The sequence below is a fragment of the Pseudomonas sp. SJZ074 genome (assembly GCF_007828215.1).
In the GTDB taxonomy this organism is placed as follows: Bacteria; Pseudomonadota; Gammaproteobacteria; order Pseudomonadales; family Pseudomonadaceae; genus Aquipseudomonas.
Map to the genome: position 1 here is coordinate 289,236 of NZ_VIUE01000005.1, position 13,163 is coordinate 302,398.

At 59.6% G+C, this 13,163-nt stretch carries 13 protein-coding genes; all 13 read left to right on the forward strand.

Annotation, left to right across the window (positions count from 1 at the left end; translation table 11 throughout):
* Positions 1-307 precede the first annotated feature (307 nt).
* Positions 308-1,045, forward strand: a complete 738-nt coding sequence (gene rpsB / locus FBX99_RS09350) for a 30S ribosomal protein S2 (protein ID WP_033034560.1) — start codon at positions 308-310, stop codon at positions 1,043-1,045.
* Positions 1,046-1,240: 195 nt separating this feature from the next.
* A complete protein-coding gene (gene tsf / locus FBX99_RS09355; RefSeq protein WP_144923405.1) occupies positions 1,241-2,107 on the forward strand; it encodes a translation elongation factor Ts in 867 nt (288 codons plus the stop codon).
* A 213-nt stretch (positions 2,108-2,320) separates the two neighbouring features.
* Complete coding sequence (pyrH, locus tag FBX99_RS09360) at positions 2,321-3,064, forward strand: UMP kinase (RefSeq protein ID WP_003198235.1); 744 nt, start codon at positions 2,321-2,323, stop codon at positions 3,062-3,064.
* The gene (gene frr / locus FBX99_RS09365; protein ID WP_144923407.1) at positions 3,061-3,618 is read left to right on the forward strand and encodes a ribosome recycling factor; all 558 of its coding nucleotides are present in this window, start codon (positions 3,061-3,063) and stop codon (positions 3,616-3,618) included. Before pyrH ends, frr begins: the two co-directional genes overlap by 4 nt.
* A 13-nt stretch (positions 3,619-3,631) precedes the next feature.
* Entirely contained in the window at positions 3,632-4,387 is a 756-nt protein-coding gene (gene uppS, locus FBX99_RS09370; protein ID WP_144923410.1) for a polyprenyl diphosphate synthase, read from the forward strand.
* Positions 4,387-5,193 (forward strand): phosphatidate cytidylyltransferase, encoded by an 807-nt coding sequence (locus FBX99_RS09375; RefSeq protein ID WP_144923413.1) that lies wholly within the window; start codon positions 4,387-4,389, stop codon positions 5,191-5,193. Before uppS ends, FBX99_RS09375 begins: the two co-directional genes overlap by 1 nt.
* Positions 5,190-6,380: a 1-deoxy-D-xylulose-5-phosphate reductoisomerase gene (gene ispC / locus FBX99_RS09380; RefSeq protein ID WP_145131306.1), complete on the forward strand. Its 1,191-nt coding sequence runs from the start codon at positions 5,190-5,192 to the stop codon at positions 6,378-6,380. Before FBX99_RS09375 ends, ispC begins: the two co-directional genes overlap by 4 nt.
* A 52-nt stretch (positions 6,381-6,432) precedes the next feature.
* Positions 6,433-7,785 (forward strand): sigma E protease regulator RseP, encoded by a 1,353-nt coding sequence (gene rseP / locus FBX99_RS09385; protein ID WP_145131308.1) that lies wholly within the window; start codon positions 6,433-6,435, stop codon positions 7,783-7,785.
* A gap of 74 nt (positions 7,786-7,859) precedes the next feature.
* On the forward strand, positions 7,860-10,235 hold the full coding sequence (gene bamA, locus FBX99_RS09390) for an outer membrane protein assembly factor BamA (protein WP_145131311.1): 2,376 nt from the start codon (positions 7,860-7,862) through the stop codon (positions 10,233-10,235).
* 45 nt (positions 10,236-10,280) lie between these two features.
* Positions 10,281-10,784 carry an OmpH family outer membrane protein gene (locus tag FBX99_RS09395; protein WP_024779019.1) on the forward strand — a complete coding sequence of 168 codons (504 nt, stop codon included), beginning with the start codon at positions 10,281-10,283 and terminating at the stop codon, positions 10,782-10,784.
* 3 nt (positions 10,785-10,787) lie between these two features.
* The gene (gene lpxD / locus FBX99_RS09400) at positions 10,788-11,843 is read left to right on the forward strand and encodes a UDP-3-O-(3-hydroxymyristoyl)glucosamine N-acyltransferase (protein ID WP_145131312.1); all 1,056 of its coding nucleotides are present in this window, start codon (positions 10,788-10,790) and stop codon (positions 11,841-11,843) included.
* Between the two features lie 106 nt (positions 11,844-11,949).
* A complete protein-coding gene (gene fabZ / locus FBX99_RS09405; RefSeq protein WP_139647365.1) occupies positions 11,950-12,390 on the forward strand; it encodes a 3-hydroxyacyl-ACP dehydratase FabZ in 441 nt (146 codons plus the stop codon).
* A complete protein-coding gene (gene lpxA, locus FBX99_RS09410; RefSeq protein WP_144923428.1) occupies positions 12,387-13,163 on the forward strand; it encodes an acyl-ACP--UDP-N-acetylglucosamine O-acyltransferase in 777 nt (258 codons plus the stop codon). The genes fabZ and lpxA overlap by 4 nt, the downstream gene beginning before the upstream one ends.

Consider the following 13,163-nt stretch of genomic DNA (forward strand, 5'->3'; position numbering starts at 1 on the left):
TATCCCCGCGGGGGCGCGCAGCAGCCCCGAATCAGGCAGCATGGTGTATCAAGTCGATTGAATCGCCTGGTATGGGGCCGCTGCGCGCCCCCGCGGGGATAAATCCCCTCGCCACAAGAGGTTTTCAGAATCCGGGTTCCGTTTTCGCCCTTGCTGTGGTATAAAATGCGCCGCTTTCCGGGGATGACCCCGTGAGCTTAAATCCACACACGTGTCGACACGATGACCTGGGTGCCTTCGGTTTATATAGCCGCTGGTTGGTCATTGGGATACGTGGAGGCCAAACCCGACTTATCAAGGAACTATCATGTCCCAAGTCAACATGCGCGATATGCTGAAGGCCGGTGTGCACTTCGGTCACCAGACCCGTTACTGGAACCCGAAAATGGGCAAGTACATTTTCGGCGCGCGTAACAAGATCCACATCATCAACCTTGAAAAAACCCTGCCGATGTTCAACGAAGCACTGACCTTCGTAGAGCGCCTGGCCCAGGGCAAAAACAAGATTCTGTTCGTCGGCACCAAGCGTTCCGCTGGCAAGATCGTTGCTGAAGAAGCAGCACGTTGCGGTTCGCCGTACGTCGATCACCGCTGGTTGGGCGGCATGCTGACCAACTTCAAGACCATCCGCGCTTCCATCAAGCGTCTGCGTGATCTTGAAGTCCAGTCCGAAGACGGCACTTTCGCCAAGCTGACCAAGAAAGAAGCGCTGATGCGCACTCGCGATCTTGAGAAGCTGGACCGCTCCCTGGGCGGTATCAAGGACATGGGCGGTCTGCCTGACGCGCTGTTCGTGATCGACGTTGACCACGAGCGCATCGCGATCACCGAAGCCAACAAGCTGGGTATCCCGGTCATCGGCGTTGTCGATACCAACAGCAGCCCGGAAGGCGTTGACTACATCATCCCAGGCAACGATGACGCCATCCGCGCCATCCAGCTGTACATGGGTTCGATGGCTGACGCTGTTATCCGTGGTCGCAACAACGTTCAAGGCGGTACCGAAGTCTTCGCTGAAGAAGCTCCGGCAGCAGCCGCTGAGTAATTGACGCCCCTGGCGTTGACTCAGTAAGCAAAAAGGGGGCTTGGCCCCCTTTTTGCCACCTCGAAAACCATTTGTCGCCAGCGCAGCTACCTGTTTGTCATCTGTCGCGGTCTATAAACAACGGTTTTCCAGGAAGAATTGATCGCCCGTTCGATCGGGTGGAATGGTTGAAAACCTATCCAAGAGGATTTTGAAATGGCAGAGATTACTGCAGCGTTGGTCAAAGAACTGCGCGAGCGTACCGGCGAAGGCATGATGGACTGCAAGAAAGCCTTGACCAAGGCTGGCGGCGACATCGAGAAAGCCATTGATGACATGCGTGCTTCGGGCGCCATCAAGGCTGCCAAGAAGGCTGGCAACGTTGCCGCTGAAGGCGCCATCGCCGTCAAGGACAACGGTAAGGCCGCCGTTCTGCTGGAAGTCAACTCCCAGACCGACTTCCTGGCTCTGCAGGATGACTTCAAGGCATTCGTCGCTGCCAGCGTCGAGAAAGCCTTTGCTGAGAAAATGACCGATGCCGCTCCGCTGATCGAAGCTCAGGAACAAGCGCGCCTGGTGTTGGTTGGCAAGACCGGCGAGAACGTCAATATCCGTCGTCTGGTTCGCGTTGAAGGTGACGTGGTCGGTACTTACCTGCACGGCAACAAGATCGGCGTTGCGGTTGTCCTGAAGGGCGGCGACACCGAGCTGGCGAAAGACATCGCCATGCACGTAGCAGCGACCAACCCTGAGTTCCTGCTGCCTTCGGACGTTTCGGCTGAAGCGATCGAGCGCGAAAAAGCCGTTTTCCTGCAACTGAACGAAGAGAAGCTCAAGGGCAAGCCTGCCGACATCGCCGAGAAGATGGTGGCCGGTCGTATCTCCAAGTTCCTGGCTGAAGCCAGCCTGGTCGAGCAGGCGTTCGTCAAGAATCCTGAAGTCAAGGTCGGTGACCTGGCGAAGAAAGCCGGTGCTGAAATCGTCTCCTTCACCTACTTCAAAGTAGGCGAGGGCATCGAGAAGCCGGTCGACAACTTCGCCGAAGAAGTTGCCGCCCAGTTAGCTGCTGCCAACAAGCAATAAGACAGGTTTTACAACTGTCGCCCAGAAGAGGCTGCCCGCTCACGCGCGCAGCCTCTTTTCGGATGAGGATGCCGATTTTTATTGGTTTCCTGTCGGAACTGACTTACAAAGCCGTGTTCCGATGGCGCTGTGTCAGCGTCACGCTAGAGTGAGTGCAGGCTGCAAAATAGTCTGCCCAGAATTTTCGTAAATACGCCGCAGGAGAGATTCGCAATGGCTCAGCAGGGCAGTGGTTATCAGGCTCGCTATAAACGCATTCTACTCAAGCTTAGCGGCGAGGCCCTGATGGGCTCGGAAGAGTTCGGGATCGATCCGAAAGTGCTGGACCGCATGGCCCTCGAAGTAGGTCAACTGGTCGGGATCGGCGTTCAGGTCGGCCTGGTTATCGGCGGCGGCAACCTGTTCCGTGGTGCAGCGCTGAGCGCGGCCGGCATGGATCGGGTCACGGGCGACCATATGGGCATGCTGGCCACTGTGATGAACGCCCTGGCTATGCGCGACGCCTTGGAGCGTGCCAATATCTCGGCCATCGTGATGTCGGCCATTTCCATGGTTGGCGTGACCGATCACTACGATCGCCGCAAAGCCATGCGCCACCTCAACTCCAAGGAAGTGGTGATTTTTGCCGCTGGTACCGGTAATCCGTTCTTCACCACGGATTCGGCGGCTTGCCTGCGAGCGATCGAAATCGATGCCGATGTCGTGCTCAAGGCAACCAAGGTCGATGGTGTCTACACCGCCGACCCGTTCAAGGACCCGCATGCCGAGAAGTTCGATCATCTGACCTACGATGAAGTGCTGGATCGCAAGCTGGGTGTCATGGACCTGACGGCTATCTGTCTGTGCCGCGACCACAAGATGCCGTTGCGTGTCTTCAACATGAACAAGCCCGGTGCCCTGCTGAATATCGTGCACGGTGGCGCCGAAGGAACCCTGATCGAGGAAGTTCAACAATGATCAATGAAATCAAGAAAGACGCCCAAGCGCGTATGCAGAAATCCCTGGAGTCCCTGAGTCACGCATTTGGCCAGATTCGTACCGGCAAGGCTCACCCGGACATCCTGGGCAGCGTGATGGTCCCTTATTATGGCGCCGACACCCCTATCACCAGCGTCGCTAATATTACCGTAAAGGATTCGCGGACCCTGCAGGTCGTGGCCTTTGAGCGCAACATGCTCGCGGCGGTCGACAAGGCGATCCAGAGCGCCGGCTTGAATCTCAACCCGACCAACCTGGGCGAGTTGCTGCTCATCTCCATGCCTGCCCTGACCGAGGAAACCCGCAAGGGCTTCACCAAGCAGGCGCGCAGCGCTGCCGAAGATGCGCGCGTCGCCGTGCGCAATATTCGACGCGATGCCCTGGGCGAACTGAAGAAGTTGGCCAAGGACAAGGAGATCAGCGAAGACGAAGAACGTCGCGCGGCGGCCGATATCCAGAAACTGACCGACAAGGCAGAGGCTGATATCGATGCGGCCACCAAGCAGAAAGAAGCGGATCTGATGGCCGTATAAGGGTCTCGTTTTCATGGATAAGACCAAGCAGGCCGCGTCGTTCGCGGTGCCGCGCCACGTAGCGATCATCATGGACGGCAACAACCGCTGGGCCAAGAAACGCTTCATGCCCGGTGTCGCCGGGCACAAGGCGGGGGTCGATGCGGTTCGCGCGGTCATCGAGGTGTGCGCCGAGGCTGGCGTCGAGGTGCTGACCCTGTTCGCGTTTTCCAGCGAAAACTGGCAGCGCCCGGCCGACGAGGTCAGTGCCTTGATGGAGTTGTTCCTCAAAGCCTTGCGTCGTGAGGCCAAGCGCCTCAACGAGAACAGCATCAGCCTGCGCATCATCGGTGATCGCGCGCGCTTCCATCCAGAGTTGCAGGCTGCGATGCGCGACGCCGAGGCCGCGACGGCCGGCGCCGATCGGTTTGTCCTGCAGATCGCCGCCAACTACGGCGGTCAGTGGGACATTGCCCAGGCAGCCCAGCGGCTGGCGCGGGAAGTCCAGGCCGGGCACTTGCGGCCGGAAGACATCACGCCTGAACTGCTGCAGACCTGTCTGGCCACGGGCGACTTGCCCTTGCCGGACCTGTGCATCCGCACCGGTGGCGAACATCGCATCAGTAATTTCCTCCTTTGGCAGCTGGCTTACGCCGAGCTGTACTTCTCCGACCTGTTCTGGCCGGACTTCAAACACGAAGCCATGCGCGTTGCGCTGGCTGATTTCGCTTCCCGTCAGCGTCGTTTCGGTAAAACGAGCGAGCAGATCGAAGCTGGAGCCCGGGTTTAATGCTCAAACAACGAATCATCACTGCACTGATCCTGTTACCCATCGCCCTGTGTGGCTTCTTCCTGCTTGATGGTGCCGGCTTCGCCCTGTTCATCGGGCTGGTCGTGACACTGGGGGCGTGGGAGTGGGCGCGGCTGGCCGGCTTTGCCGCGCAGTCGGCCCGTGTGACCTACGCTGCCGTCGTGGCGGCGATGCTCTTTGTCATGTACGTGGTGCCCGGTATTGCGCCCTGGGTGCTGGGTGCTTCGGTGCTTTGGTGGACAGCGGCAACCTTCCTGGTGTTGACCTACCCGCAAACGACCCATCATTGGGCCAACGCCGCGACCAAACTGATGATCGGCCTGTTGATCCTGCTGCCGGCCTGGCAGGGGCTCATCTGGATCAAGCAAGGTGCGCTGGGCAACTGGCAGATCATGGCGGTGATGGTGCTGGTCTGGGGGGCTGACGTCGGCGCCTACTTCTCCGGTAAGGCATTCGGCAAGCGCAAGCTCGCGCCCAAAGTCAGTCCCGGGAAGAGTTGGGAAGGGGTCTACGGTGGCCTGGCCTTGAGCCTGGTGATTACGACGATCGTTGGCGTCATGCGGGAATGGACGGCCGGCCAGTTGCTGATCGGTCTGTTTGGCGCCGCCCTGATTGTCTTCGTTTCGGTAGTCGGGGACCTGACCGAAAGCATGTTCAAGCGCCAGTCCGGGATAAAGGATAGTAGCAATCTGCTGCCTGGCCACGGCGGTGTGCTGGATCGTATCGACAGTCTGACCGCAGCGGTCCCGATCTTCGCTGTGCTGCTGTGGATGGCGGCGTCGTGAGTCGCCCCCAGCAGATCACTGTCCTGGGTGCTACCGGTTCGATCGGCCTGAGTACGCTGGACGTCATCGGCCGGCACCCGGAGCGCTACCAGGTGTTCGCCCTCAGCGGCTTCACGCGCCTGAGCGAGTTGCTGGCGTTATGCATTCGTCACACCCCACGGTTTGCCGTGGTGCCCGAGGTCGGCGTGGCACGGGCGCTGCAGGATGACTTGCGTGCAGCCGGCTTGCAGACCCGCGTGCTGGTAGGTGAGGAGGGCCTGTGCGAAGTGGCCTCCGATCCTGAAGTCGATGCAGTGATGGCGGCGATCGTCGGTGCTGCGGGGCTGCGCCCGACGCTGGCTGCGGTGAAGGCCGGCAAGAAGATCCTGTTGGCCAACAAGGAAGCGCTGGTCATGTCCGGCGCGTTGTTCATGCAGGCAGTGGGTAAAAGTGGTTCGGTACTGCTGCCGATCGACAGTGAACACAATGCGATTTTTCAATGCATGCCACGGGATTTCTCCCGTGGCCTGGGCGCCGTGGGTGTCCGGCGGATCTTGCTGACCGCTTCCGGCGGTCCGTTCCGGCAGACGCCGCTGATAGAATTGGAACATGTTTCACCCGAGCAGGCCTGTGCCCATCCGAACTGGTCCATGGGCCGCAAGATTTCCGTGGATTCAGCCAGCATGATGAATAAGGGCCTTGAGCTGATCGAGGCTTGCTGGCTTTTCGATGCAAGGCCGTCCCAGGTCGAGGTGGTGATTCATCCGCAGAGTGTGATCCACTCGCTGGTGGATTATGTAGACGGTTCGGTGCTGGCCCAATTGGGCAACCCGGACATGCGCACGCCCATCGCCAACGCGCTGGCCTGGCCGGATCGAATCGATTCGGGTGTGGCCCCGCTGGACCTGTTTGCCGTCGCCCGCCTGGATTTCCAGGCACCCGATGAGCAACGCTTCCCTTGCCTGCGCCTGGCGCGGCAGGCGGCCGAGGCGGGCAACAGTGCCCCGGCCATGCTGAACGCCGCCAATGAAGTGGCGGTCGCCGCGTTTCTTGATGGGCGTGTCCGTTACCTCGAAATCGCGAGTATCATCGAGGAAGTCTTGAATCTTGAGGCTGTGGTTGCCCTCGATGACCTCGACGCGGTGTTCACCGCGGACGCCCGGGCCCGCGAGTTGGCGGGGCAATGGCTGAGGCGCCATGGACGTTGAGGCTGCGGTACGTTAGCCGGGACTGCCCTGGACAGGATTGCGGAGAAAACAGATGAGCGCGCTCTATATGATTGTCGGCACCCTGGTGGCATTGGGTGTGCTGGTTACTTTTCACGAATTCGGTCATTTCTGGGTCGCCCGTCGCTGCGGCGTGAAAGTCCTGCGGTTTTCCGTCGGCTTCGGCATGCCCTTGCTGCGCTGGCATGACAAGCAGGGCACCGAATTCGTCGTGGCCGCCATCCCGCTGGGCGGCTACGTAAAGATGCTCGACGAGCGTGAGGGTGAGGTGCCCGTCGATCAGCTCGATCAATCCTTCAACCGCAAGACTGTCCGGCAGCGCATCGCCATCGTGGCGGCGGGGCCGATCGCCAATTTCCTGCTGGCCATGGTGTTCTTCTGGGCGCTGGCCATGTTGGGGAGCGAGCAAGTACGTCCTGTCATTGGTGCGGTCGAGGCCGGCAGCGTCGCGGCCCGGGCCGGATTGAGCGCCGGTGAGGAAATCGTTGCCATCGATGGCGAGCCGACTTCCGGCTGGGCCGCCGTCAACCTGCAACTCGTGCGTCGCCTGGGTGAGAGTGGTTCGTTGCAGTTGATGGTGCGCGAGCAAGGCTCGACGACGGATTCTCCGCGGGAACTGGTTCTCGATAACTGGCTCAAGGGGGCTGATGAGCCGGATCCGATCCGTTCCCTGGGCATCCGCCCCTGGCGTCCGGCACTGCCGCCGGTATTGGCCGAGCTCGACCCGAAGGGGCCGGCCCAGGCTGCCGGGCTGAAGACCGGCGATCGCCTGTTGGCCCTTGATGGTCAATCGGTCACTGACTGGCAGCAGGTGGTCGACGCGGTTCGTGTACGTCCTGATACCAAAATTGTGCTGCGCGTCGAGCGCGACGGTGCTCCAATCGACGTCCCGGTGGCCTTGGCCTCCCGTGGCGAGAGCAAGACCCCGGCAGGCTACCTGGGGGCGGGTGTCAAGGCTGTCGACTGGCCGCCGGAGATGATCCGCGAGGTCAGCTTCGGTCCGGTTGCGGCGATTGGCGAGGGTGCACGTCGTACCTGGACCATGAGTGTCCTGACCCTCGACTCACTGAAGAAAATGTTGTTCGGCGAGCTCTCGGTAAAAAACTTGAGTGGACCGATAACCATTGCTAAAGTGGCGGGCGCTTCTGCCCAGTCGGGCGTTGCTGATTTCCTGAATTTCCTTGCTTATCTGAGCATTAGCCTGGGGGTTCTGAATTTGCTGCCTATCCCGGTATTGGATGGGGGGCATCTGCTGTTCTATCTGATCGAGTGGGCGCGTGGTCGTCCCTTGTCGGATCGGGTTCAAGGTTGGGGGATACAGATCGGTATCAGCTTGGTGGTCGGGGTGATGTTGCTTGCCTTGGTCAACGATCTGGGTCGTCTGTAACGCTTCGCTGAATTGCGAATCTGCCGCATTTTGCGGCAGTTTGTTTATTGCCAGTTGGAATAAGAAAGGACTTCATGAAACGTCTGCTGCTAACCGCGGTATTTACCGTGTTGATGATCGCCGAAGTTCACGCCGAGTCCTTCACTATCTCTGATATTCGTGTCAACGGCCTCCAGCGGGTTTCCGCGGGTAGCGTCTTTGGTGCCTTGCCGTTGAACGTCGGCGAGCAGGCGGATGATCGGCGCCTGGTGGAGTCCACTCGTGCGCTGTTCAAGACCGGTTTCTTTCAGGATATCCAGCTGGGCCGTGACGGTAACGTCCTGGTCATCACGGTCGTCGAACGGCCGTCGGTCGCCAGCATCGAGATCGAAGGCAACAAGGCGATCTCAACCGAAGACCTGATGAAAGGCCTCAAGCAATCCGGTCTGGCCGAAGGCGAGATCTTCCAGCGCGCGACCCTCGAAGGTGTGCGTAACGAGCTGCAGCGCCAGTACGTCGCCCAGGGTCGCTACTCGGCCACCGTCGACACCGAAGTGGTGCCGCAGCCGCGCAACCGTGTCGGCCTGAAGGTCAACATCAACGAAGGCACCGTGGCGGCCATCCAGCACATCAACGTGGTGGGCAACACGGTTTTCCCCGACGAAGACCTGATCGACCTGTTCGAACTCAAGACCACCAACTGGCTGTCGTTCTTCAAGAACGATGACAAGTACGCCCGTGAAAAACTCTCCGGTGACCTGGAGCGCCTGCGTTCCTACTACCTGGACCGCGGCTACATCAACATGGACATCGCTTCGACCCAGGTATCCATTACCCCGGACAAGAAGCACGTCTACATCACCGTCAACGTCAACGAAGGCGAGAAGTACACGGTTCGCGACGTCAAGCTCAGCGGTGACCTGAAGGTGCCTGAAGACCAGGTCAAGTCGTTGCTGCTGGTACAGAAAGGCCAGGTGTTCTCGCGCAAGTTGATGACCACCACGTCCGAGCTGATCACCCGTCGCCTGGGTAACGAAGGCTATACTTTTGCCAACGTCAACGGCGTGCCGCAGCCACACGATGAAGACCACACCGTCGACATCACCTTCGCCGTGGACCCGGGCAAGCGCGCCTATGTCAACCGTATCAACTTCCGGGGCAACACCAAGTCCGAGGACGAGGTGCTGCGCCGTGAAATGCGCCAGATGGAAGGTGGCTGGGCTTCAACCTACCTGATCGACCAATCCAAGACCCGTCTGGAGCGCCTCGGCTTCTTCAAGGAAGTCAACGTCGAGACACCGGCAGTGCCGGGCGTCGATGACCAGGTCGATGTGAACTACAGCGTCGAAGAGCAGGCTTCCGGCTCGATCACCGCCAGTGTCGGTTTTGCCCAGAGCGCCGGTCTGATTCTCGGTGGCTCGATCACCCAGAACAACTTCCTGGGTACCGGTAACAAAGTCAGCGTCGGCCTGACCCGCAGCGAATACCAGACCCGTTACAACTTCGGTTTCGTGGACCCCTACTGGACTGCCGACGGTGTGAGCCTGGGCTACAACGCCTTCTATCGCACCACCGACTATGACGAGCTCGACTCCGATATCTCCAGCTATGCGGTGGACAGCTACGGTGTCGGCGCCAACATCGGTTACCCGATCAGCGAGACCTCGCGCCTGACGTTCGGTCTGACTGCCCAGCAGGACAAGATCAACACCGGTAAATACACCGTCGACGAGATCTTCGACTTCGTCAAGAAAGAAGGCGACAGCTACCTGAACTTCAAGGCGTCTGCCGGCTGGTCCGAATCGACCCTGAACAAGGGCGTGCTGGCGACGCGTGGTCATTCCCAGAGCCTGGTCCTGGAAAGCACCATTCCTGGCAGCGACCTGTCGTTCTTCAAGCTCGATTATCGCGGCCAACTGTTCCAGCCGTTGACCGACACCTACACCATGCGCCTGCATACCGAGCTGGGTTATGGTGATGGCTACGGTTCGACAGATGGCTTGCCGTTCTACGAGAACTATTACGCAGGTGGTTTCAACTCGGTACGTGGCTTCAAGGACAGCACGCTGGGGCCGCGCAGTACCCCGAGCCGGGGCACCAACCCAGGTACCATCGCCGACCCGGACCAGGATCCGCTGCCCTTCGGTGGCAACGTACTCATCCAGGGTGGTCTTGAGGTTCTGTTCCCGATGCCGTTCGTCAAGGACCAGCGTTCGTTGCGGACCTCGGTCTTCTGGGACGTGGGTAACGTATTCGACTCCAAGTGCAGCGACACCACCAACGCTAACGGCACCAAGTCCAATACTCAGTGCAACGACATTAGCCTCAGCAACATGGCCAGTTCCGTTGGTGTAGGCGTGACGTGGGTGACCGCCCTCGGTCCTTTGAGCTTCGCGCTGGCGATGCCGATCAAGAAACCGGACGACGCTGAAACCCAAGTGTTCCAATTCTCCCTCGGCCAGACGTTCTAAGCGTCTGACCCAAGATAACGACAATGAATTTTGTAGGAGTACATCGTGCGTAAGTTGACTCAATTGGTTCTCCTGGCGACCGTACTGGTCGCAGGTCCGGCTTTTGCCGACATGAAGATCGCCGTACTGAACTATCAGATGGCCTTGCTGGAATCCGACGCGGCAAAGAAATACGCCGTGGACGCGGAGAAAAAGTTCGGCCCGCAACTGACCAAGCTCAAGAGCCTGGAAAGCAGTGCCAAAGGCATCCAGGATCGCCTGGTCGCCGGTGGCGACAAGATGGCCCAGGGCGAGCGTGAGCGCCTGGAGCTTGAGTTCAAGCAAAAGGCCCGTGACTTTCAGTTCCAGTCCAAGGAGCTGAACGAAGCGAAAGCCGTTGCCGACCGTGAAATGCTCAAGCAGCTCAAGCCGAAGCTCGACAGCGCCGTCGAAGAAGTCATCAAGAAAGGTGGTTTTGACCTGGTGTTCGAGCGTGGTGCAGTGATCGACGTCAAGCCTCAGTACGACATCACGCGCCAGGTCATCGAGCGCATGAATCAGCTGAAGTAATCCATGACAGCGACTATAAAACTCGGTCAGTTGGCCGAGTTCCTCGGAGCCACCTTGCGTGGCGACCCGGAGAAGGCAATCACTGGGCTAGCCACTTTACAAGAGGCTGGCCCAGCTCAGTTGAGCTTCCTGGCAAATCCTCAATATCGCAAGTACCTGGCTGATAGCCGGGCCGCCGCTTTGTTGCTCAAGGCTGCCGATGCCGAAGGTTTTGCCGGTGACGCCCTGATCGTGCCCGATCCCTACCTGGCGTATGCGCGGATTTCCCATCTGTTCGACCCCAAGCCCAAGGCGGCTGCCGGCATTCATCCCAGTGCGGTGATTGCGACGGATGCGGTGGTCGATCCGACGGCCAGCATCGGTCCTTTCGTGGTCATCGAGAGTGCGGCGCGGATCGGTGCCGGGGTCACGCTGGGTGCCCATTGTTTCGTCGGTGCCCGTAGTGAGATCGGCGAAGGTGGCTGGCTGGCTCCCCGGGTCACGCTGTATCACGATGTGCGCATCGGCAAACGGGTGGTGATCCAGTCCGGCGCGGTGCTGGGCGGTGAAGGATTCGGTTTCGCCAACGAGAAGGGCGTCTGGCAGAAGATTGCCCAGATTGGTGGCGTCACCGTCGGCGATGACGTGGAGATCGGCGTCAATACCGCCATCGACCGTGGCGCGCTGGCTGACACTGTCATCGGCAATGGCGTGAAATTGGACAACCAGATCCAGATCGCCCACAACGTCCAGGTCGGTGACCACACCGCCATGGCGGCCTGCGTGGGTATCTCCGGCAGCACCAGGATCGGCAAGCACTGCATGCTCGCCGGTGGCGTGGGGCTGGTGGGGCACATCGAGATCTGTGACAACGTTTTCCTGACCGGAATGACCATGGTGACCCACTCGATTACCGAGCCGGGTGCCTATTCTTCCGGTACGGCTATGCAGCCGGCGGCTGAATGGCGCAAGAGCGCGGCCCGTATTCGTCAGCTCGATGATATCGCGCGACGCCTGCGACAGCTGGAAAAGCTTGTAGGGGAAGTGACCCCTGACGGTAATGCTTCATCAGATGGCTGATACCATTTCCATATCAAGTGTGCACGGCCGCCAGGCTTCCTTGATTTGCTAGCGGAGCGCGCGTCTATCGCGCACCTCCCAATCTTTACATAGGCTTCCCCCCGAAATGATGGACATCAACGAGATTCGCGAATACCTGCCTCACCGTTACCCGTTCCTGCTTGTGGATCGGGTAGTGGAGCTGGATGTTGAGGGCAAGCGCATTCGCGCCTACAAGAATGTCAGCATCAACGAACCATTCTTCAATGGTCATTTCCCTGCGCACCCCATCATGCCCGGCGTGCTGATCATCGAGGCCATGGCTCAGGCTGCCGGGATCCTTGGATTCAAGATCATGGACGTGAAGCCCGCGGACGGCACGCTCTACTACTTCGTCGGGTCCGACAAGTTGCGTTTCCGCCAGCCGGTGACCCCGGGCGATCAGTTGATCCTCGAAGCCACGTTCATCAGTTGCAAGCGCCAGATCTGGAAGTTCGAATGCCAGGCTTCGGTCGACGGCAAGCCTGTCTGCTCTGCTGAAATCATTTGCGCGGAACGCAAGCTATGAGTTTGATTGACCCTCGCGCAATCATCGATCCGACGGCCGTCCTGGCCGACGACGTCGAGGTCGGCCCTTGGTCGATTATCGGCGCAGGTGTGGAAATCGGCGAGGGTACGGTGATCGGCCCGCATGTGGTGCTCAAGGGACCGACCCGGATCGGCCGGCATAATCGTATCTACCAGTTTTCTACGGTAGGCGAGGACACGCCCGATCTCAAATACAAGGGTGAAGAAACCCGCCTGGTCATCGGCGATCACAATGTGATCCGCGAGGGTGTGACGATTCACCGTGGCACCGTTCAGGATCGTTCGGAAACGACCCTGGGCGACCATAACCTGATCATGGCCTATGCCCACATCGGCCACGACAGCGTCATTGGCAACCATTGCATCCTGGTCAACAACACCGCGTTGGCGGGCCATGTCCACGTGGATGACTGGGCGATCCTGTCCGGCTTCACCCTGGTCCACCAGTACTGCCATATCGGTGCCCACAGCTTTTCCGGCATGGGCACCGCCATCGGCAAGGACGTCCCGGCGTATGTCACCGTGTTCGGTAATCCGGCCGAAGCCCGCAGCATGAACTTCGAAGGCATGCGTCGGCGTGGTTTCAGCGAAGACGCGATCACCGCATTGCGTCGCGCCTATAAGGTTGTGTATCGCCAGGGATTGACCATCGAACAGGCGCTTGTCGAGTTGGCCGAAGCATCGACCCAGTTCCCGGAAGTCGCGGTGTTCCGCGATTCCATCCAATCTTCGACCCGCGGCATCACTCGCTGA

Coding starts and splice junctions, on each gene's coding strand:
- frr (WP_144923407.1), top strand. CDS start 3,061: ATGATCAATGAAATCAAGAAAGACGCCCAAGCGCGTATGCAGAAATCC.
- tsf (WP_144923405.1), top strand. CDS start 1,241: ATGGCAGAGATTACTGCAGCGTTGGTCAAAGAACTGCGCGAGCGTACC.
- lpxA (WP_144923428.1), top strand. CDS start 12,387: ATGAGTTTGATTGACCCTCGCGCAATCATCGATCCGACGGCCGTCCTG.
- FBX99_RS09375 (WP_144923413.1), top strand. CDS start 4,387: ATGCTCAAACAACGAATCATCACTGCACTGATCCTGTTACCCATCGCC.
- uppS (WP_144923410.1), top strand. CDS start 3,632: ATGGATAAGACCAAGCAGGCCGCGTCGTTCGCGGTGCCGCGCCACGTA.
- fabZ (WP_139647365.1), top strand. CDS start 11,950: ATGATGGACATCAACGAGATTCGCGAATACCTGCCTCACCGTTACCCG.
- pyrH (WP_003198235.1), top strand. CDS start 2,321: ATGGCTCAGCAGGGCAGTGGTTATCAGGCTCGCTATAAACGCATTCTA.
- bamA (WP_145131311.1), top strand. CDS start 7,860: ATGAAACGTCTGCTGCTAACCGCGGTATTTACCGTGTTGATGATCGCC.
- rseP (WP_145131308.1), top strand. CDS start 6,433: ATGAGCGCGCTCTATATGATTGTCGGCACCCTGGTGGCATTGGGTGTG.
- lpxD (WP_145131312.1), top strand. CDS start 10,788: ATGACAGCGACTATAAAACTCGGTCAGTTGGCCGAGTTCCTCGGAGCC.
- rpsB (WP_033034560.1), top strand. CDS start 308: ATGTCCCAAGTCAACATGCGCGATATGCTGAAGGCCGGTGTGCACTTC.